Source organism: Gemmatimonas aurantiaca (assembly GCF_037190085.1).
GTDB lineage: Bacteria > Gemmatimonadota > Gemmatimonadetes > Gemmatimonadales > Gemmatimonadaceae > Gemmatimonas > Gemmatimonas aurantiaca_A.
The window spans coordinates 242,639-265,263 of the sequence record NZ_JBBCJO010000001.1 but is presented as its reverse complement, the minus strand read 5'-3'; the positions used below and the strand labels follow the sequence as shown (position 1 = coordinate 265,263).

Genomic DNA, 22,625 nt, shown 5'->3' with positions numbered 1-22,625 from the left:
ATGCCAGCCAAGAAAAAATCGGACACCCCGGTGCCCTCCAAATCGGAGGGCACCGCGTCGGCACCGCGCCCGGACCAGCGCGCCGATCAGCGGACACTGCACCGTGACCTGCTCTATTCGATGCTCCTGCAGCGCCGCTTCGAGGAGCGGTGCGCGGAGATGTATGCCATTGGCCGCATCGGCGGTTTCTGCCATCTCTACATCGGTCAGGAGGCCGTCTCCACCGGTGTGATCTCGTTGCTGCGCCCCGACGATTACATCATCACCACCTACCGCGACCACGGTCAGGCGCTCGCACGCGGCATGACGCCCCGCGCGGTGATGTCGGAGCTCTTCGGCCGGCAGGACGGCTGCGCCCGGGGCAAGGGTGGTTCGATGCACATGTTCGACAAGCAGCTCGGCTTCCTGGGCGGACATGGCATCGTGGGCGGACATGTGCCCATCGCCGCCGGCGTCGCGTTCGCGATCAAGTATCGTGGTGGCGATCAGGTCATTGCCTGCTTCATGGGGGAATCGGTGGTGAACACGGGCGCGTTTCATGAAGCGCTCAACATGGCGGCGCTGTGGAAGCTGCCGTGTGTGTTCATCATCGAGAACAACCGCTACGGCATGGGCACGGCGCTCGAGCGCGCATCGTCCATTCACGACATCTACAAGCGCGGTGCGTCGTACGACATGCCGCGCGACGTGGTGGACGGCCAGGACGTGCTCGAGGTGCGCAAGGCCATGACGGAGGCCATCGAGCGCGCGCGCAAGGAGAGCATGCCCACGCTGCTCGAGATCCGCACCTACCGCTTCATGGGACATTCCATGTCCGACGCGGTGAGCGGCACCTACCGCACCAAGGAAGAGCTCGAGCAATACCTCAAGCGTGATCCCATCGCGCTGCATCGCCAGCGCATGGAAGACGCGGGCGAGATCACCGCGGCCGAGATCACGGCGATGGACGAAGAGATCAAGAAGATCGTGCAGGACAGCATCGACTTCGCAGAAGCGAGCCCGGAGTTGCCTCTGGAGGCGCTCATGGAAGACATCCTCGTCGAAACCACGAGCTGAGAGCGCAACGACCATGGCCATCATCACGTACCGCGACGCGCTCAATCAGGCGCTTCGCGAAGAAATGCACCGCGACGACCGCGTCTTCCTCATGGGCGAGGAAGTGGCGGTCTATCAGGGTGCCTACAAGGTGTCGAAGGGACTGCTGCAGGAGTTCGGCGAGATGCGTGTCGTGGACACGCCCATCACCGAACTCGGATTTGCCGGCGTGGGTGTCGGCGCGGCGATGGCGGGCCTGCGCCCCGTCATCGAGTTCATGACGTGGAATTTCGCGCTGCTGGCGCTCGATCAGGTGGTGAACGCCGCGGCCAAGATGCTGTACATGTCGGGCGGCCAGTTCCCCATGCCCATGGTGTTCCGCGGTCCCAACGGGGCGGCGCTGCAACTGGGTGCGCAGCACTCGCAGGCATGGGAATCGTGGCTCGCGCACATCCCCGGCCTCAAGGTGGTCGCGCCGGGCACACCGTACGACGCGAAGGGGCTGCTCAAGGCCGCCATCCGCGACGACAATCCGGTGTGCGTGCTGGAAGGGGAGATGCTGTACAACACCAAGGGCGAGGTGCCCGAGGACGACTACATCATCCCGCTCGGCAAGGCCGATCTCAAGCGCGAGGGCGATCACTGCACGATCATCACGCACGGGAAGATGGTGCTGGTGGCGATGCAGGCCGCCGATCAGTTGGCCAAGGACGGCATCCGCTGCGACGTGGTCGATCTGCGCACCGTCCGGCCGATGGATGTCGAGGCCATCGCCGCGTCGGTGAAGAAGACCAACCGCGCGGTGGTGGTGGAAGAGGGATGGGAGTTGTGCGGCGTGGGTGCGCAGGTGGTGGATTACGTGCAGCGCTATTGCTTCGACGATCTCGACGCACCGGTCGTGCGCGTGCATCAGGCCGACGCGCCGATGCCGTACACGAAGAGTCTCGAGAAAGCAGCGAAGCCCGACGTGCCGAAAACGATCGCGGCCGTCAAACAGGTTCTTTACATCGACTGACCAGGCGGCCACATGGCGACGAAAGTGATGATGGAGGCGCTTTCCCCCACGATGGAGGAAGGGCGCCTGGTGAAGTGGGTGAAGAACGTCGGTGATGCCGTGAAGAGCGGCGACACACTGGCGGAGGTGGAGACCGACAAGGCGATCATGGAACTCGTGGCCCGCGGCGATGGCGTGTTACGCGCCCGTCTCGTGGAGGATGGAACGACCAGTCCCATCGGCGCCGTGATCGGGGTGATTGCCGCGCCTGACGAGGATATCAGCGCGTTCACGAGTGGCGGCGCTCCGGCTGCTCCAGCGGCGGCTACGCCCGCACCCGAAGCCCCGGCGAGCTCACAACCCGCAGCCGCGCAACCCGCCACTCCGGCGGCTCCCCCCCAAGCCCCAAACCCGGAACCCGGAACAGCGGCCACCGCAGCCCAAGGCGCCGCGGTCCGCTCCTCTCCGCTCGCGCGCCGTCTGGCCGCCGAGCGCGGACTCGATCTCGCGGCCATCGCCGGCTCCGGTCCGAACGGCCGGGTGATCCGTCGGGACATCGAAGCCGCGGGCACTGCGGCCGCGCCGGTGGCAGGCACGACGGCGGCGGCTCCCACGGCCGCGCCGAGCACCGGCACGAAGCCCACAGCCTCGACAGCGCCCGCCATCCAGATCGACGGCGAATACAAGGACGTGGCGCTCACGCAGATGCGCAAGACGATCGCCCGCCGCCTCGGCGAGTCGATCGGCCCCGTCCCCACGTTCTATCTCACGTCGGAAATCGACATGACGAACGTGGCCAAACTGCGCGAACAGATGGTCGCCGCCGGCGATGCGTTCAAGGTGTCGATCAACGACATCGTCATCAAAGCCGTGGCCATCGCACTCACCCGTCATCCCGAGTGCAACGCGCACTGGATGGGCGATCATATCCGCTACTTTGCCGCCGCACATGTCGGCATGGCGGTGGCCACGGACGACGGCCTCATCGTGCCCGTCATCCGCGATGCGCAGGCCAAGGGACTGGGCCAGATCGGTCGCGATGCGCGTGAGCTGGCCAGGAAGGCCCGGGAGCGCAAGCTGACCCCGGCCGAATATTCGGGTGGCACATTCTCGGTGTCCAATCTCGGCATGTTCGGCATCGATCAGTTCACCGCCATCATCAATCCCCCCGAAGCCGCGATTCTCGCGGTGGGCACCACGGAAACCAAGCCCGTCTGGGATGGCAACGCCTTCGTGCCGCGTGAGCGGATGCGGGTGACCATGAGTTGCGACCATCGGATCATTGACGGCGCCGTTGGGGCACGATTCCTTCAGACGTTGAAGCAGTTGCTGGAATCGCCGCTGATGATGCTTTTCTGACCGGCAGCCCCTGTCGGTCGGTCCCCCGTCCCCCCGGATCCCGCGCTGATCATCGCACGGAGACCTCCGGATGCAACTCGGGAACTGCCTTCAGGATGCCGCCGATGGTCGACTACCGAACGCCCCGACATGCTGCGCCCCCGCGCACGGTCGGGGCGTTCGTGTCTGCGATCGTCCGCGGAGTGTGGTACGTCACACGAAAAGTCCCATCGACCGGCCTATCGACCGGCACATCGATGGGGGCGTCGATGGATGCGCCGATCGGTGCATGGCTGGCCGCCGCAGTGCTGGCAGTGCTGCTGCTGAGCGCCTGTCACGAGCGCACGCCGGTCGACCCCGGGCAACTCACCGGCGCGCTGGCCATCAACATCGAAGGATTGCCGCCAGGTGCGGATGCCGATGTGCGCATTACCGGGCCAAGTGGGTTCGCCCGGACCCTCACAGGGAGCGATCTGATCGCACCGGTCACACCCGGCCGCTATACGTTGCGTTTCAATGACGTCCGCAGTGGTGGTTTCACGTACGCCACGCAGCCCGCGCAGATCGACACCACGCTGCTGCCCGGAGACACGCTGCGATATCGCGCACGGTTCAGCGTCGCCACGGGGGCGCTCGCGGTGCAGATCGATGGTTTGCCCGGTGGCGTGCCCGCCTCGGTGCGCATCTCCGGAAACGGACTGTCCCGTGTCGCCAACGGCAGTGTGATTTTTGGCGATCTGCCACCGGGGACCTATGCCATCGCCATCGATTCGGTGAACGCCGGCGGCACCGCGTTCAAAGGCACCGGCGCGTTTCAGGTGTTGGTCATGGCGTCCACGACCCCCACGACGCTCGCGGTGCACTACGACAACGTGCTCGGCGCGTTGTTGCTCACGGCAACCGGTCTTCCCCCCGAGGCGTCCGCTCCCACCGCCACGCGGCCGACAGCCCGCCTGCAGGGCCCCTTGCAGGTGGATCGTCTGGGCACGGTCGGAGAGGTGCTGGCACTGCCCGTGGGGAGTTATACGATCACCCCGCAGCCCGTCACCGTGGGGACCAGACTGTTCACGCCGGCCACCAGGAGTGTGACACGCACACTGACCAGCGGAGCACGCGATTCGCTCGCACTCGCGTATCAGGAAGTCACCACACCCATCAACATCACGATCGACAACGTGGTGGTGACGCAGGCCGTACAGCGTGCCGACAATGGCATTCCACTCATCACGGGCCGCGACGCGCTGCTGCGGGCGTTCATCCGCGCCGACCGTCGCACCACGCTGCGACCGCTGGCGCGCGCCCGGCTGTTCGACGGGACCGTACCCATCGCCACGCTGCTGCTGACACCACCCGACTCCGGTGTGCCCACCGTGCCGCTCGATGGTGTGCTCACGTCCACCTACCGCACGCGCATCCCGGCCGATCTGATGCGCCCGCAGCTTCGCATATCGGTGGAGGTGGATCCGGACAGTACGATCGGGGAAGCCCAACGCAGTGACAATTTCTGGCCCGCGGGCGCATCGCCCCGCGCATTGACGGTGACCACGGTGCCCCCCTTCACCGTGCGGTTCGTGCCCATCGTGCTCGATGGGGCAACGGGTGACATCACGAGCGCCACACAGGAACGGTATCTCGCCGTGGCCCGATCGCTGTGGCCGATTGCGCAGGTGAGCGCGGATGTACGGGCGGCCTTCACACCCTCGGTGGCGTCGCTGCAACCCACCGATGCCAATGGGGCGTGGAATGCGCTGCTGAATGAGCTGCGCGCCTTGCGCACGCTCGATGGCGCACCGGCCCCCACACACTACTATGGCGTGGTGCATCCGTCGTATGCCGAGGGCATGTTCGGCCTCGCCTTGGTGGGCACCCCCGTGGCCGTGGGATGGGACCGGAAAGACGTGGGCACCGTGGCCGCTCACGAATGGGGGCACAACTTCGGTCGTCTGCATGCGCCCTGCGGAGACCCGCCCAATGTCGACGCGAATTATCCCAACATCGGAGCCGCCACGGGACTGGTGGGCTGGAACAATGCCGGGGATGCACTGCAACCCGCCAACACACCCGACATCATGAGCTACTGCTCACCGGCATGGGTATCGGAATACAGCTACACCCGGGCACTGACGTTCAGACAGAACAGCACCGCGGGCACCGCCAGAGCGCTGACCGCAACGCCGGGTGACGGTCTTCTCGTGTGGGGCCGCGTGGTGAACGGCACCCTCGTGGTCGAACCCGCATTCCATGTCGACGCGCCGGTCACGCCCCGCGCGCTCGCACCCACACACCTCGTGGAACTGTTCGATGACGCAGGACAGGTGCTGGAGCGATATCCCATTGCCGCGGAACGGGTGGATCACGGCCGAGCCGACGATGGACACTTCGCCGTCGTTCTGCCATGGGCCGCGACCTACGATTCCACGCTGACGACGATCCGTGTTCAGGATGTCCGTTCACCGATCGTGGCGACCATCGGACATCGTGCGGGATCCGCGGTCATGGGACTGCTGCAGGATGCGCGGACGGGTGCGGTGCGCGGTTTCATCCGTGGCACGAACGTCACACCACGGGACACCGCACGAATGCGGGTGACCTGGTCGGACGGTGTGCGTTCCCGCCGCATCATGGTGCAAAAATGACGCAATGAACTGACTTGGCGATGACGCAGGCCGATATGGTGTGCCCGTCGGTGCATCCCGGTCGTCTTCGGACAGACCATTTCCCATTGCCATGCCGCCTGCTCTGTCTGCGTCGCCCGCCTCCCCGCCAGCGCGTCACGATTCGCATACGCATTCCCGCGTGCGTTCTGTCGTGCGTTCGGTCATGCGTTCATTCGCCGTGTTTGCTGTGCACCAGGTCCGGTATCGTGCCCTGAGCCTGATGGGCGCGACGGGCACGATGAGCACACGGACCCGGGCACTGAACAAGGCACTGATCGCGTCATTGGCGGGCACGCTGCTGCTGGCGGCATGCGGAGGCAGCGGCGATGGCGGAGGCAGCGGTTCGCCCGGTATGCCGTCAACTCCCACGGCGCCCGTCACGCCTTCACCGGTCCCGTCCGGCATCCTCGCCATCTCGGCGTCCGGTTTGCCCGATGGGGTCGCCCTGCAGGCCAGTGTGGTCGGTCCCTACCCCGGGTCCACTTTCTCACGCAGCACCTCGGCACCGGTCACGTGGACGGATATCCCCTCCGGTCGTTACACGGTCAGCGTGCGCAACACGCGCGGAGTCGCCGGAGCATTCGCCGGTGCGCCGGCGTCCTTCGAGGTCGACGTGCCGGCGGGAGGCCCGCCTTCGCCCGCGGTCGCGGTCTATCGCGCGGTGCCGTCGGCGTTGGCACTCGACATCGGGGGGCTGCCCGCATCGGCCAAGGCCGAAGTGTTCATCACACCCCCCAACGGCACGCGCACGCCGGTCACACAATCGGCGCTGCATACCGCACCGCAACTCGCCTCCGGTCAGTACACACCCGACGCCTGGCGTGTCGCCGCGGAAGCGGTCCTGGTGGATGGTGCGCGCTACGTCCCCTCACGTGCGGCACTCGATTCGGTCGTGGCCTTCGGAGACACCGCACGGGTCGATGTCCGCTACACCATCGCCACCGGCGCTCTCGCCGTCGTGGTGGCTGGATTGCCAGCCGGACTGCCCGGCCAGGTGCTGATCCTCGCGCCCGACAGGACCCTGCGCACGGTCGACCGGACCACGACCATCACCGGGCTCGAACCCGGACACTATCGCCTCGTGGCCAGTAACGTGGTGCGGCAAGGCGTCACCTTCCGCGCCCCGGCCGATACGCTCGAAGTCGACGTGGTCGCGTCTCTCACCGCCGCGCCGGCAACGATCACCTACGTCGCACAGGTGGGAACGCTCGCGCTCACCGTGAATGGTCTGCCGTCCTCGGCGGAGGGTGCCATCACGCTTTCCGGCAACGGCATCACACGCACACTCACCACCACGGGCACGGCCGATTCACTGCCGGTGGGCAGCTACATACTCACCGCCAGCGCCATCGTGGCCGACGGCGATCGGTACGCCCCCACGACGGCGTCGCAGAACATCGTCATCACCACCGGCACGTCGAGCAAGGCCACCGTCACCTACGCACTCGCGTCGGGTTCACTGGCGCTGACAGTGCGCGGCCTGCCCGACGGCGTGGCCGGTGATGTGAACGTGAGCGGTCCCAATGGTTATGCGAAGACGCTGAACGGCCCGGGCATCATCACGGGACTGCTTCCCGGACGCTACACCGTGGCCGCCCGCCCTGTGCAGGTGGGAAGCGAAACGTATGGCGTCGTCCTCAACAACCGGACCGTGGACATCGTGGCGAGCGCGACGCCGGTCGTCGTTTCGCTCCAGTATGAATCGCTGCCCGCGACCATCGATATCCCGGTCACCGGGCTGCCCGCGGGTTACAACGCGTCCATCTCACTCACCGGGCCCTCGGGCGAACACTACTCCATCATCGCGACACAACAGCTCGCGCCGGTGACGCCTGGCCGGTGGCGCCTCACCGCCAATCCGGTGACCACACCGTTTGGCACATATGTTCCGACCCCGGCTTCGCGCGACTCCGTCGTACGACCGGGGGAGACGCTCGATTTTGGCGTGCGGTACGCCGTGAACAGCGGCGCCCTCGCACTCGCCGTGGTGGGTCTTCCCAATGGCGTGGCCGGTGCGGTCACCATCAGTGGTCCGTCAGGCTTCTCCCGCACCGCCACCGGTACGACGACCTACACCGGACTCGTGCCGGGCAGCTACACGGTCTCCGCCGCTTCAGTCGCCGTCGGCGCCGCCACGTATGCGCCGTCACCCGCCTCGCAGGTCGTCACGGTCGCCGCATCGAATGTGGCCGCACCAGCCACGGTCACCTATGCGCTTGGCGGCGGCGGAGGAGGAGGTGGTGGTGGTGGTGGCGCTCTCAACTATCGGATTGCGGGCGTCCACCTCACGCAGGCCATTCAGCGCCCCGATGGAGCCGTGCCGCTGGTGGCCGGTCGTGAAGCGCTGCTGCGGGTGTTCGTGACCGCCAGTGGTGCCAACAGCGGGCGTCCCGATGTTCGCGTGCGCCTCTACGATGGTCCGACGCTGTTGCAGACCAGCACCATCACGGCACCCGAAGCCAGTGTGCGGACGATCACGGCCGAAGGCACGCTCAATTCCACGTGGAACGTGCGGATACCCGCCGCCAACATGCGGCCTTCGCTCCGTATGCTGGTGGAGCTCGATCCCGCCGACTCGCTCTCCGACGCCGACCGGTCCGACAATGTGTGGCCCGCGGGTGGTACTCCGCAGACGATGCCGGTGCTCACCGTGCCCACGTTCAACGTGCGGTTCGTACCCATCGTCACCGGCACCCGCACGGGCAACGTATCCGCCGCCAACAGCCAGCAGTTCCTCGCCACCGCTCGGCAACTCTGGCCCATCCGGGACATTGCCTCCGATGTCCGGCTTCCCTTCACGTCCAGCCAGACCACGCTGCAGGCCAATGACGACAACGGGGCCTGGCTCACCGTGCTGAGTGAACTCAACGCACTGCGCGCGGCCGATGGCGCGCCGTCGGCCATGCACTACTACGGCGTCCTCAAGGTCACCTACACCAGCGGCATCGCCGGGCTGGGATACGTGCCGGGCCGCTCCGCGATCGGATGGGACTATCTGCCCAGTGGCGACGGGGTGGCGGCCCATGAGTGGGGACACAACTTCTCCAGGCAACATGCGCCCTGCGGCGTGGCAGGCGATCCGTCCTACCCGTACCCCAACGGCATCATCGGCAACTGGGGCTGGAACAGCCTGACGAACACACTCGTGGCTCCGACGGCCACGGATCTCATGAGCTACTGCGACAACACCTGGGTCAGCGACTACAGCTGGTCGGCGGTCCTGCAGTACCGCAACAACACCAATCTCGTGGCCTCCGCCCGGTCCACGACGCCTTCGGGGCCAACGGACGGCCTGCTGGTCTGGGGACGCGTGGTGAACGGCGCCATTCAGCTCGAGCCCGCGTTCCGTATCTCGGCGCCCATCACGCCAGCCGCCGCCGTGCCCACTCACCGGCTCGATCTCCTGGACGAAACGGGAGCCTCGCTCCTCCAGCTTCCCATCGAAGCGGCGCTCGTGGACCACGCGACGGGCCATGAAGAACGCCAGTTCGCTGTGGTCGTCCCCTGGTCCGCCACGCTCGAAGCGCGCCTGCAGAGCGTGCGCGTCAGCGATGTCCGGCTTCCCACCCGCTCGGCCATCCGGCGCTCCGCTCGAGCGCCCGGCCTGGCCGGCGCGCAGGCTGCCCCCTCAGCCCGCGTGATGGCCGGCGACGATCCGGAGGCCTCACTCACCACCGAAGGCCGCCAGCTCCGCATCAGTTGGCGCAACCGCGCATACGGTATGGCCCTCGTCCGCGACGCGGCATCCGGGCAGATCCTCGGGTTCGTGCGGGAAAGCGGACGGGAAGTTCACACGGCGGGCCGACGCGTGCACGTCGTGTTCAGCGATGGAGTCCGGACCATTCAGACACCAGAGTTCTGACTCTCAGAGGTCAGAGGTGAGAGATCAGTCGGTCAGAACTGAGACGGCGATCGAATGATGAGAGATCAGACAACCACGAGGTCAGAAGTCTGAGCACTGACGGTCGAGGGTATCGTGCGCGCCACCGGCCCCGCTGGCCCGGGCCTGCGGCCCAAACACCCGCAGGCCCCCTCGGGGCGCGAAGCGCCCCGCAAAACACCTATTCCTCGTGTCAGTACCCACCCCGCCGGCGAAGTGCTCGGACCTCTGACCTCTGACCACTTCTTCCTGCTCCCTATATCCGTCTCAGTTCTGACCGGCTGATTTCTGACCTCTGACCCCATCTGAAGATCTGAGGCCAGAGTCCGGAGGTTAGCCCCAGAGCCCGGCCACCGGCCCCCATCTCGGACTTCTGCTTCACGGGCGCTAGTTTGGGGGAGGCATTCACCGTCTTTCCCTGACTTCCATGGCTTCGTTCGACGTCATCGTCCTCGGCGGCGGCCCCGCCGGCTACGTCTGCGCCATCCGCTGCGCTCAACTCGGTCTCCAGGTCGCTGTCATCGAGCGGGAAGCGCTCGGCGGCACCTGTGTGCTCTGGGGCTGCATCCCCGCCAAGTCGCTCCTCGAAAGCGCCGGCCTCGCCCAGAAAATCGGCAAGGCGGCCGAACACGGCATCACCATCGACGGCGTGAAGTTCGACTTCGGTCCCGCCATGAAGCGCTCGCGCTCGGTCAGCCAGCAGAACTCCAAGGGCGTCGAGTTCCTGTTCAAGAAGCACAAAGTCCAGTGGATCCGCGGCGAAGGCGTCCTGGAGAAAGGCAAGAAGGTCACCGTCACCGGTGCCGACGGCAAGAAAGAAACGCACGACGCGAAGAAGGCCGTGGTCATCGCCACGGGCTCGCGCGTGAAGGGACTGCCGCAGGTCGGCCTCGAACTCGACAAGAACGTCGTCCTCTCCAGCGATGACGTGCTGGTGACCGACAAGGCGCCCGCCACGCTCGCCGTCGTCGGTGCCGGCGCCGTGGGCGTGGAATTCGCCGACGTCTTCGCGTCGTTCGGCAGCAAGGTCACGATCATCGAAGTCGCGCCCACCATCCTGCCCCTCGAAGACGCCGACTGCAGCGCCGAACTCGCGAAGGCGTTCAAGAAGCGCAAGATCGACGTGCTGACCGGCGCGAAGATCTCGAACGTGAAGGTCGGGAAGAACGGCGCGACGTTGACGGTCGAATCGGGCGGTCAGACGCAGACCATCGAAGTGGAGAAGGTCCTCGTGGCCGCCGGTCGCGCGCCGAACGTCGAGAAGATCGGCCTCGAGACCGTCGGTATCGCCAAGACCGAACGCGGCTTCGTGAAGATCAACGACAAGTTCGAAACCAGTGCGCCCGGCTACTACGCCATCGGTGACGTGGCCGGCAACCAGATGCTCGCGCACAAGGGCTCCCGCGAGGGTCACGTGCTGGCCGATCTGCTCGGTGGCGAACACGCACACCCGGTGAACTACAAGAACGTGCCCAGCTGCACGTACTGTCATCCGGAAGTGGCCAGCATCGGACTCACCGAACAGGCCTGCAAGGATCAGAAGCTCGACTACAAGGTCGGCAAGTTCCCCTTCAGTGCGAACGGTCGCGCCCGCACCAGCGGCGAAACCGATGGCTTCGTGAAGATCATTCGCGATGCGAAGTACGGTGAAATCCTCGGCGCGCACATCGTCGGCGCGCACGCCACGGAGATTATCCACGAACTCGTCGTCGCCCGCGAAAACGAATTCACGGTGGAAGAGATCGACCTCGCGATGCACGCGCATCCCACGCTCAGCGAAGCGATCGGCGAAGCGGTGCTGGATTCGTTGGGCAAGATGTTGCATGCCTGACAGCGGTGACGGGTTTGGGGTTGCGGGTTTGCGGGAGAACACCCGAACCCAATGCCCGAAACTCTTCGTCCTCCACCTGGGCCTCACGCCCTACGACGAAGCCTGGGCATTGCAGAAGCGCGCCGCTGCCGCACGGATCGGCGGCGCGCTGGCCGAGGATCTGCTGATCCTCGTGCAACATCCGCCGGTGGTGACACTGGGGCGCAGCACCAAGCCCGGCCATCTGCTGGCCAGCGCGGACTACCTCGAAGCCCGGGGCATTCAGGTGCGCGAGGTGGAGCGTGGCGGCGACGTCACCATTCACGAGCCGGGTCAGCTCGTGGTCTATCCCATCATCGATCTCAAGCGGCACCGCAAGGATCTCCACTGGTATCTGCGCCAGGTGGAGGAAGCCATCATGCGCGCGTTGCTGCCCTTCGATCTGCCCACCATCCGTGTGCCCGGACAGACCGGCGTCTGGCGCGAGGATGCCGCCGGCAAGCGCAAGCTGGCATCGATCGGCGTACATGCCCGGGACTGGGTGACCTGGCACGGCGTGGCGCTCAATGTGGACAATGACCTTTCCACGTTCCGCTACACGGTCCCCTGTGGGATCGACGGCGTGGAAATGAGCACCGTGGCGCGGGAGCGCGCGGCCATGGGCGCCGAGCCGCCCACCTTCGAAGCGGTCCGCTCCGCCGTGATCGCCGCGTTCGGCGACGTGTTTTCGCTGGTTCCCGAGGACGGGTGGACAGTGGACGCACTGCACGCGGCAGGCATGATCTGAGCTGGGCTCTGGCGTCTGGGGCTGACCTCTGGCTCTGGCGTCTGGTGTCTGGCCCCAGATCCTCAGACAGGGTCAGAGGTCAGAGATCAGTAGGCCAGAACTGAGACGGATATAGAGGAATGAGAAATCAGATGACCTACGAGATGAGAGGTCAGAGCACTTCGCTTGCGTGTGGGGCGCTGACGCGAGGGTCCGGCGTTTTGCGGGGCGCTGTGCGCCCCGAGGGGCCTGCGGGCGCCCGGCCGAAAGCCAGTGGCGCACACGACTCCATCGACCGCCAGCGCTCAGATCTCTGACCTCGTGGTTGTCTGATCTCTCATCATTCGATCGCCGTCTGTGTTCTGACCGGCTGATTTCTGACCTCTGACCCCGTCTGAAGGTCTGAGGCCGGAGGGCCAGCCCCCCGAGGCGAGACCCCAGAGCCCAGCCCCCACCCCAAAATGAGGGACTTCCTTTTCCGGCTGCGCCTGTTCGTACGGTGAACTGGGCGGTCCTCCGCCGACCAGCCCAGATCCGTCTCCGTCCCGAGGAAGCCGAGATGTCCGTACGTGTGCAATTGAAGAGGATGGCCGTCCTCTCCCTGCTGGCCGCCGCCCTTGCCGGTACCACGGCCACAACGGCCGAGGCGCAGACCGCCGTGACCTGGACCTACAACGGCAGCGGCAACTGGAACGCCACTGCCAACTGGACCGGCCTGCTCGGAGGCGACCTGTTCCCCAATAACGGGGCCAACACCTACACGGTCACCATCCCAGGCGTCACGGGACAGGCCTTCGTCAGGCAGGTCACCTTCGACGTCGGTACCGGCGCCCCCGGCAACACCATCACGCTCAGCGGCCTGACCCTGTCGCCCGCGCTCGGCGGCGGCGGCTCACCGGTCGCCCGGCTGGTGGTCGGCACCGGCGTGACACTCAACACCGGCACGTTCGGCAACCTCAGCGCTGGCACGCTGTCCGGTGGCGAATACGTCATTCAGGGCACGCTCAAGTTCAACGACCCGAATCCCATCGTGACCGTCGCCAGCGGCACCTCGCTGGTCCTGAGCGGCCCCTCCGCGCAGATCCTGAAACAGGACGGTGGACTGGGACTGAACTTCACCACCAACAATGGCATCATCGAATTCCGCGACGGGGCACTCTTCGCCCGGTCGGTGAATCTCGTCAATACCGGCACCATCTATGCCAACAATGGCTCCACTTTCACCTATAGCAACGCCACCCTGACCAATACAGGTGGCTTCTTGACGGCGTCTGGCACCACCAGCAACGGCGGCGTCGTCGACATCAGAAGCGCCCGCATCGATGGCGGCACGCTGTTCACGGCCGGCACCGGTCGCATCACCTTCTCGAACAGCGGCGGCAACGTCCTGAACGGCGTCACGCTGGCCGGGCACGCGGATCTGGCCCTGACCAGTGCCCCGAGTCAGATGTGGGTGGAGAACGGACTCACGCTGAGCAACGCCACCATCGACATCAACGGCACGAGCGCGGGTAGCAGTATCGTGGGCTTCCGCGGCACCCAGACCCTGGGTGGCACCGGCACCGTCGTGTTCGGCAACACTAACGGCGCCGCCAACTATGTGTGGCTCGACAACAACGACGCCGTGCTGACCATCGGTCCGAACGTCACCATCCGCGGACAGAATGGCACCATCGGCATCGGGAACGGCAGCAATCGCGTGGTGGTCAACAACGGCCACATCGCGGCCGATGTCGCGGGCGGCACCATCACCCTGCAGTCGGCCAGCTTCACGAACAACGGCGCCCTCGAAGCCAAGAATGGTGGGATGCTCAATCTGGCCACCCTGGTGAACAACGGCCCCAGCGGTGCGCTGAACGCCAGCAACAACGGCGTCATCCGGATGAACGGGGCGACCGTGACCGGCGGCACTATCAACACCACCTCGGGTGGGCGCTTCACGGCGACCTACCACGGCGGCAACATCCTGAGCGACGTCACCATCAACGGCGCACTCGATCTGGCCACGACGCAGGGCATGGTCCGCGTCAACGGCACCACGGGGCTCACGCTCACCGCCGGCAGCACCGCCAACATCAATAACGGCAGCATCCTGCAGTTCGAAGGCAATCGGAGACTGGAGGGGGCGGGCGCCGTAGTGTTCGGCGATTTCGGCGCCAGCAACTATGTGTGGCTCGACGGTAACAACGCGACACTAACCATCGGCGCGAACGCCACCATCCGCGGACAGAATGGCACCATCGGCATCGGGAACGGCAGCAATCGCGTGGTGGTCAACAATGGGCATATCACGGCCGATGTCACCGGCGGCACCATCACCCTGCAGTCGGCCAGCTTCACGAACAACGGCGCCCTCGAAGCGAAGAACGGCGGCCTCCTCAGTCTGGCGACCACGGTGAACAACGACGCCACCGGCGCGATGAACGTCAGTGACAACGGCGTCATCCGGATGGATGGGGCCACCGTGACCGGCGGGACCATCAATACCACGTCGGGTGGCCGCTTCACGGCGGCCTACCACGGAGGCAACGTCCTGAACGACGTCACCGTCAATGGCGCCCTCGACCTGGCCACGTCGCAGAGTCAGATCCGCGTGAACGGCGCCACCGGCCTCACGCTCGCCGCCGGCAGCACTGCCAACGTCAACAGCAACAGTACGCTGCAGTTCGAAGGCAATCAGACGCTGGGTGGCGCGGGCGCCATCGTCTTCGGCAACACCGGCTCCGGAAATACAGTGCGTCTCGAAGGCAACAACACGACGCTGACCGTCGGCACGAACGCCGCCATCCGTGGCCACAGTGGCACCATCGGGCTTGGGAACGGTGCTGACCGTATCGTGATCAACAACGGCCGCATCGCGGCCGATGTCGCCGATGGGACCATCTCCCTGCAGTCGGCCACATTCACGAACAACGGCGCCCTCGAGGCGAAGAACGGCGGCCTCCTCAGCCTGGCGACCACGGTGAACAACGGCCCCACCGGCACGATGAATGTCAGTGACAACGGCGTCATCAGGATGAATGGAGCCACCGTAACCGGCGGGACCATCAACACCACCGGTGGGGGTCGCTTCACCGCGGCCTACCACGGAGGCAACGTCCTGAACGACGTCACCGTCAATGGCGCCCTCGACCTGGCCACGTCGCAGAGTCAGATCCGCGTGAACGGCGCCACGGGCCTCACGCTCACCGCCGGCAGCACTGCCAACGTCAACAGCAACAGTACGCTGCAGTTCGAAGGCAATCAGACGCTGGGTGGCGCGGGCGCCATCGTCTTCGGCAACACCGGCTCCGGAAATACGGTGCGTCTCGAAGGCAACAACACGACGCTGACCATCGGCACGAATGCCGCCATCCGCGGACAGAATGGTACCATCGGCATCGGGAACGGCGCCGATCGCTCCCTCATCAACAACGGCACCATCGCCTCCGACGCCGGTGGCCTCATCACCGTCTCCCCGATCAACGTCACCAACAACGGCACTCTGCGCGCGCAGAACGGCACGCTGACGCTCAACTCCGCCGTCACCGGCACGGGCAAGCTGCAGGTCGACGCCGCGGGCGTGCTGAACATGTCCAACACCGGCCCCACCACGCAGGCTCACCTCGCCATGGGCGCCGCCGGCGCCACGCTGAACACGAACAATCAGAACATCACCATCACCAAGGACTACACCAACGTCGCTGCCGGTTCGGGCAACAGCTTCAACCGACGCGCCGGCGTCAACGGTACCGGACAGATTCTCGCCGGTGGTGATGCGGCGCAGGCCATCACCGGCGCGGCCGTCACCAATGGCGCCACCAACAACGCCACGCTCACCATCGGCAACGTCCGCGTCGGCACGTCCACGCACAACTACCAGATCGCCAACACCGGCACCAACGGCGCAGACCTCCGCGGCGCCATCCAGACCGCCGTGAACGGCGGCAACATCACCGACGCGCGTCTCTCCGGCGCCGGTGTCACCGCCGGCAACTACGGCCCCGTCGCCGTGGGCACGAACTCCGGCAACATGGCGGTCAACTTCACCGCGAACACCGCCGGCGTACTCGCGCCCATGAGCGGACAGGCGGTGAATCTGCAGAGCAACTTCCAGAACATCGCCGATCAGAAGCTCAACATCGTGCTCGCCAGCGGCGCCGCGGCCTACAACATGGCCGAGGGCAGCACGGCCGCCACGGTCAACCTCGGCAACACCCGCGTGGGCGGCACGCTCGCCGGTAACATCGCCGTCGCCAACACCGCGCCCACCGGCACCTTCACCGAAAAGCTCAGCGCCACCTTCGGCAACGCCACCGGCAACGCCGCGCACAACGGCGGCTCGGTCTCGCTGCTCACCGCCGGCACCAGCAACAACTCGGCCATGGGTGTGTCACTCAACACCTCGGCCGCCGGCGCGCGCACCGGCACGGTCGCGGTGAACTACGCCACCGACGGCACCGGCACCAGCGGCCTCGCCGCCGAGTCGGTGGGCAGCCAGACCGTCACGGTCAACGGCAATGTCTACCAGGCCGCGCAGGGCCAACTCAATTCGACGCCGCTCAACTTCGGCACCGTGCAGGTCGGCCAGTCGGTGAGCAAAGTCCTCAGCATCACCAACAGCGCCACCGGACCGGCCGGTTTCGTCGAAGATCTCAACGTGAGCTTCGGCAGCGCCACGGGCACCGGATCGTCGCTCATCAATGGCTCGGGTTCGATTTCCGGACTGCAGGCCGGCGCCACGAACAACAGCGCCATGAAGGTGTCGGTGAACACATCGGCGGCAGGCAGTGTGGCCGGCAACATCGCGGTCAACTACTACAGCGCCGGTGCGGTCAATGGCGTCAGCAACGGGCTGGGCACGCTGGCCGTGGGCAGTTCGCAGTTCGGCGTGAACGGCAACATCCAGGCCGTGGCGAATGTCGTCGATCAGGCCCTGCCCGTCGTCAACACGGCGTCGGTCAACCTCGGCAACGTGCGTCAGAACGCCACATCACCCACCGCCTTCGTGAGCGTCACCAACCAGGCCACGGGCAACCAGCAGGCCGCGCTCAACGCGACGATCACCGGCAACGGCCCGGTGACGGCCGGCGGCGCATTCAATCTGCTCGCGCCCGGTGCGACCAATGCAGGCGCGTTGCAGGTGGGCATGAACACCGGCACCGCCGGTGCGGTGAACGGCACCGCCACCATCGGCTTCGTGTCGGACGCCAGCAACATCGGCGGTTGCGCGCCCAACTGTCAGCTCGCCCTCGCCTCGCAGAATGTGAACGTGTCCGGCGCGGTGTACCGTCTGGCCAATCCTTCCGTCAACAGCGCACCGGTCAACCTCGTGGCCCGCGTCGGTGATGTCGCGCCCACGGCCAGCATCGGCGTGACGAACGTGTCGCCTGACGTCTACACTGAGCGACTCAACGCATCCTTCGGCGGTGTCACGCCGGTGGGCTTCACCACGTCTGGCGCCATCACGGGTCTGGCCGCGCAGGCCACCAGCAACGCACTCCAGGTGGCACTCAATACGGGTACCGCCGGCGCATTCGGCGGCAACGCCGTGGTGAACCTCGTCTCCAGCGGCGCTGGCACCACGATGGCCGCCGACGAAACCCTCGCATCCGGTTCCGTCGCCCTCAACGGCAAGGTGTACGCGGCAGCCAAGGGTGAACTCAACACCAACACCGTCAACTTCGGCATCGTACACGTGGGCGATGCGGTGGCCGCCAGGAACGTCTCCGTGAAGAACGGCGCCGCGGTGGCCGGTCTCAACGATGTGCTCACGGGCGACATCACCGGTGGTGGTGGCGCGTTCACCGTGGGCGGCACGCTGGGCAGCGGCGTCACTGCCGGCAACACGAATGCCTCGAGCCTCACGGTCGGTCTCAACACGTCGACGGCCGGCTCGTACACCGGCAGCGCTGCGGTGAACTTCCGCAGCCACAACGACGACATGACCGATCTCGCACTCGGCAGCGAGACGGTGACGTTCGAAGGCGTGGTCAACAACTACGCGAACGCGGCCTTCACCAAGACCGGCGGTGCCGGCCTGCTCAGCTTCCTCAACAACGGCTTCGTGCTCGACTTCGGATCAGTGCAGCAGGGCACCACGCCGCTGTCCACTCTCCTCGGCGTGAAGAATGCCGTCACCGGGCCGGCCGATGAACTGAATGGCGCATTCGATCCACTCGGCCTCAGTGTGTTCGCCTTTAGTGGTTTCGACGCGTTCTCCGGACTTGGCGCCGGCCTCACGTTCGATGGACTCGGCGTGCTGTTCGACACGAACACCCTGGGATCATTCAGCCACACCATCACCCTGGCCTGGTTCGGCAGCAACGCCAGCGGCTACCAGGACGAACTGTCCAACCTGCAGCTCACCATCCGCGGCACCGTGACCGCCATGCCGCCCATCTCCGAAGTGCCCGAGCCGAGCACGGTGGTGCTGCTGGCCATCGGCCTGTGTGTGCTGGGCTGGAAGTGGAAGCGTTCGCGCGCGGCGACCACCAACACTCTCTGATCCCGTCCTCATCATGCTGACCCGAAGCGGATATCTCTCACTGATGGGCATGGCCGGCCTCGCGCTGGCACTGGCGGTGACGAACGGCGTGCTGTTCTCGGCCAACCGACGCGCGCAGCTCGCCATCAATGTGCGGCAAGGCGAAGTGCAGCAGGCCGCGCAGTTGCAGGTGTTGCAGACGGAAATCGCGAAGGCACTCGCCGAACTCGCCATCCGCAGCAACGATCAGCGGGTGTTCGACCTGCTGACCGCCAACGGCATCACCGTGACACGCAACGGACCTGCCGGCGGGAGCACCACCGGCAAGTCCACTCCCGCCCCTTCCCCCTCCACGCGCTGATCGGACATGACCATGCCCAGTATTGCCGAAGAAGGGACGGACCTGTCCGAACGGCTCATCCAGCCCGTCGCCCGGGACGCGGTGTCACACAGCCGTCGCCACACGAACCCTGTCGAGTATTCGATTTTCGCGCCGCTCATGCTGCTGTCGACGGCGCTCGTGGTCTGGTTCGCCTTCCAGACCGTGCAGTTGGTGCGCGAACGCGGCGAGCTGGCGACGATCACCGGCAACCAGGAAACATCCGTCGCGGAAGCGGCGAAGGTGCGACAGGCGCTCGACGCGCTGGCTTCATCGACGAAGCGCCTGGCCGATGAAGGCAATGCCAACGCGCAACTGATCGTGCAGGAACTGCAGAAGCGCGGCGTGACGATCAACGTGGAAAAATGAGGACTGATGGCGGATGATCTCGGGCCTCTGGTCTGGCCTCAGATCTTCAGACGGGGTCAGAGGTCAGAGATCAGCCGGTCAGAACTGAGACGGCGATCGAAAGATGAGAGATCAGACAACCACGAGTTCAGAAATCTGAGCGCTGCGGCGACGACCGTTCGTGCGCGCCACCGGCTACCGCCCAGGCGCCCGCAGGGCCCCTCGGGGCGTGAAGCGCCCCGCAAAACGCCGGGCTCTCGCGTCAGCACCCTACCCGCGGACGAAGTGCTCGGACTTCTCATCTCGTAGGTCATCTGATTTCTCATCATTCGATCGCCGTCTCAGTTCTGACCTACTGATTTCGGACCTCTCAAGCCCAACACCAGAGCCGAGGCTCTCCGTGTGACATCACCACCGTTTCACCGGGTATTGCATAGGGCCCCCGCGTATCGGCGGGTCTCCATCAGACTGTGATGCATCCCGCTCAACGCACCTGAATGTGCGCTGCGTTACACATCGGGCATCGATACACATCACGTCCCCGATTGTAACCTTTACCACGCACTGTCAGCGTGCTAGCGTGGGTCATAGCAGCACAGTGTGTCGGCCCCTTGCTGGCGTCATTCCCCCCAACCGCCTTCCAATGCGCCCTATCGCCCGCCTCGCTCTCCCGCTGCTCGGCTTGCTGGCCGTCAGCGCCTGTAAGGACGACGGTCCTCCGCCTCCAGCAGTCATAACGTCCGTCACCTCCCCCGCACTGACGGGTACGGTCGGTGAAACGGTCGGTCCGCTCACGGTGAAAGTCACCGACGCCGGTGGTGGAGCCGTGGCAGGAGTTCAGGTCACGTTTGCGGTGGCCGAAGGCGGCGGGTCCGTCTCGCCGGCCATCGATACCACGGACAACGCCGGTCTCGCCAGCACGACCTGGCGCCTTGGTCAGCAGGTAGTCGCCCAGCGCGTCACCGCCACTGCCCAGGGTGTGACCGGTGACGTGAACTTCGTGGCCACCGCCAACCCCGGCGCCCCGGCCACCATCGCCGTCCAGGCTGGTGACAATCAGACCGCCGTGGCGGGTGCCGCCGTCGCGACCGCCCCCGCAGTCGTCCTCAAGGACCGCTACAACAACCCCGTCCCTAACGTCTCGGTGTTCTTCACCGTGGCGGCCGGCGGCGGAACCGTGTCGGGCGCCGGTCCCACCACCAACGCCCAGGGCGTCGCCGCAGTCACCGAGTGGAAGCTCGGCCCGTCGGTGGGCGCCAATCGCCTCACCGCGCTGGCCGTCTACAACGGCGTGGCCGGCAACCCGATCACCTTCAACGCCACGGCCACGCAGGGCGCCGCGGCGACCGTGACGGCCCAGAACGCCACCACCATCACCGGCACGGTCGGGACGGCAGTGACTCCGGTGCCGCAGATCCGCGTGACGGATGCCGGCGGCAACCCGGTGTCGGGTGTCTCGGTCACCTTCACGGGCTCGGGTGGCTCCGCGGTGGCCGGCGCGGCCAAGAACACCGATGCCAACGGCTTCGCGTCGCCTGACAGCTGGACGCTGGGCAACACCGTCCAGAATTACACGCTGACCGCGACGGTCGGCTCGCTGACCCCGGCGGTGTTCACCGCCTCGGCCCGCGCCGGTGCAGTGGCCCAGGTCGCCATCTCGGCGGGCAACAACCAGTCGGCGGTGGTGGGACGCACCGTCGCCACCGAACCCGCGGTTCGTGTCTCGGATGCCTTCAACAACCCCATCGCGGGCGTGGAAGTGCTGTTCGAAGTCGTGAGCGGCGGCGGTACCGCTGTGGGCCGTCGTCCGGTCACCAACGCGCAGGGCATCGCCACGGTGGGCGGCTGGACGCTGGGTGACGACGTGGGCAGCAACCAGCTGCGCGCCACCGTCCAGGCCTCCGGCACGATCACCGGCAACCCCGTGCTCTTCAGCGCCACGGCCACGCCGGGCACGCCGGTGTCCATGAATGCCGTGTCCGGCACGACGCAGACGGCCACGGTCGGCACGGCAGTTCCGGTGCCGCCTTCAGTGGTCCTGCGGGACAATCGCGGCAACCCCGTCTCGGGCATCACCGTGACCTTCGTGATCGGCAGCGGCAACGGTACCGTCACCGGCGCCACCGCCGTGACCAACAACGCCGGTATCGCCACGGTCGGCGGCTGGACGCTTGGCGGTACGGCGGGCACCCAGACGCTGATCGCCCGGGCGACGAACCTGTCCGATGTGGTATTCACGGCCACGGCCACGGCTGGCGCGGCGTCCGTGATTCAGGCGGTGAGCACCCAGAGCCTCGGCAACATCGTGGTGGCATTCGGTCAGGCCGTGCCCACGCTGCCCTCGGTTCGTGTGACCGACGCCTCGGGTAACCCCATTGCCGGTGCCGAAGTGACGTTCAGCCTCGGCAACTCCAATTCCGGCACCATCACGGGTGAAGTGCAGACCACCAACACCAACGGTGTGGCCACGCTGGGAAGCTGGACGCTGCCCACGACCGCCGGCATCGTGTCGGTGGTGGCCCAGGTGTCTGGCCTGAGCGGGGTGACGTTCACGGCGACGATGACGCCGGGTGCGCCGACGAAGATCGTGATCGTCAGCAGCATTCCCTCCACGGTGACCGCGGCGAGCAACTGGCAGGGCGCCGTCGCCGTGCGACTGCAGGATGCGTTCAACAACAACGTCAACATGGCGGGCGTCTCCATTCAGTTCCTGCTCAATCCGGGAGCGACTGCGGGAAGCCTGCACCCGTCCGTGCCACAGACCGTGTCCCTGCTGACCACTGACAGTTCCGGCGGTGCGGCGGTGCAGTGGTATGCCGGCACGACGGCGGGAACACAGAGCCTCGCGATCACGAGCACCTCACATCCCGGGCTCACACAGGCCTCGGCCTCGATCACCCTGACGCCGTGAACTCCCTGAACTGAGTCACTTCGAAGAAGCGACCCGGTCTT

10 protein-coding genes and 1 pseudogene are annotated in these 22,625 nt (G+C 66.2%); all 11 read left to right on the top strand.

Features of this window, described 5'->3' with window-relative positions:
* The first annotated feature begins 30 nt into the window (after positions 1-30).
* The 11 genes and pseudogenes from pdhA to WG208_RS00975 all read left to right on the top strand — a co-directional run bounded on the left by pdhA (position 31) and on the right by WG208_RS00975 (position 22,584).
* Positions 31-1,056, top strand: coding sequence for a pyruvate dehydrogenase (acetyl-transferring) E1 component subunit alpha (gene pdhA, locus WG208_RS01025; protein WP_337169451.1), 1,026 nt, complete (start codon positions 31-33; stop codon positions 1,054-1,056).
* A pseudogene (locus WG208_RS01020) lies at positions 1,028-2,050 on the top strand (pyruvate dehydrogenase complex E1 component subunit beta); the annotation flags it as partial. The gene pdhA and the pseudogene WG208_RS01020, both read left to right, overlap by 29 nt.
* Positions 2,051-2,062: 12 nt before the next feature.
* The gene (locus WG208_RS01015; RefSeq protein ID WP_337169450.1) at positions 2,063-3,388 is read left to right on the top strand and encodes a pyruvate dehydrogenase complex dihydrolipoamide acetyltransferase; all 1,326 of its coding nucleotides are present in this window, start codon (positions 2,063-2,065) and stop codon (positions 3,386-3,388) included.
* 236 nt (positions 3,389-3,624) lie between these two features.
* Positions 3,625-6,003, top strand: coding sequence for a hypothetical protein (locus WG208_RS01010; RefSeq protein ID WP_337169449.1), 2,379 nt, complete (start codon positions 3,625-3,627; stop codon positions 6,001-6,003).
* 184 nt (positions 6,004-6,187) lie between these two features.
* A complete protein-coding gene (locus WG208_RS01005) occupies positions 6,188-9,886 on the top strand; it encodes a hypothetical protein (protein ID WP_337169448.1) in 3,699 nt (1,232 codons plus the stop codon).
* Positions 9,887-10,331: 445 nt separating this feature from the next.
* Positions 10,332-11,735 carry a dihydrolipoyl dehydrogenase gene (gene lpdA, locus WG208_RS01000; RefSeq protein ID WP_337169447.1) on the top strand — a complete coding sequence of 468 codons (1,404 nt, stop codon included), beginning with the start codon at positions 10,332-10,334 and terminating at the stop codon, positions 11,733-11,735.
* Complete coding sequence (lipB, locus tag WG208_RS00995; protein WP_337169446.1) at positions 11,728-12,501, top strand: lipoyl(octanoyl) transferase LipB; 774 nt, start codon at positions 11,728-11,730, stop codon at positions 12,499-12,501. The genes lpdA and lipB overlap by 8 nt, the downstream gene beginning before the upstream one ends.
* 565 nt (positions 12,502-13,066) lie before the next feature.
* Complete coding sequence (locus WG208_RS00990) at positions 13,067-18,967, top strand: choice-of-anchor D domain-containing protein (protein WP_337169445.1); 5,901 nt, start codon at positions 13,067-13,069, stop codon at positions 18,965-18,967.
* 13 nt (positions 18,968-18,980) lie between these two features.
* Positions 18,981-19,307 carry a hypothetical protein gene (locus WG208_RS00985; RefSeq protein WP_337169444.1) on the top strand — a complete coding sequence of 109 codons (327 nt, stop codon included), beginning with the start codon at positions 18,981-18,983 and terminating at the stop codon, positions 19,305-19,307.
* A gap of 6 nt (positions 19,308-19,313) precedes the next feature.
* Positions 19,314-19,694 (top strand): hypothetical protein, encoded by a 381-nt coding sequence (locus tag WG208_RS00980; protein WP_337169443.1) that lies wholly within the window; start codon positions 19,314-19,316, stop codon positions 19,692-19,694.
* A gap of 622 nt (positions 19,695-20,316) precedes the next feature.
* The gene (locus WG208_RS00975) at positions 20,317-22,584 is read left to right on the top strand and encodes a hypothetical protein (RefSeq protein ID WP_337169442.1); all 2,268 of its coding nucleotides are present in this window, start codon (positions 20,317-20,319) and stop codon (positions 22,582-22,584) included.
* The last annotated feature ends 41 nt before the right edge of the window (positions 22,585-22,625 follow it).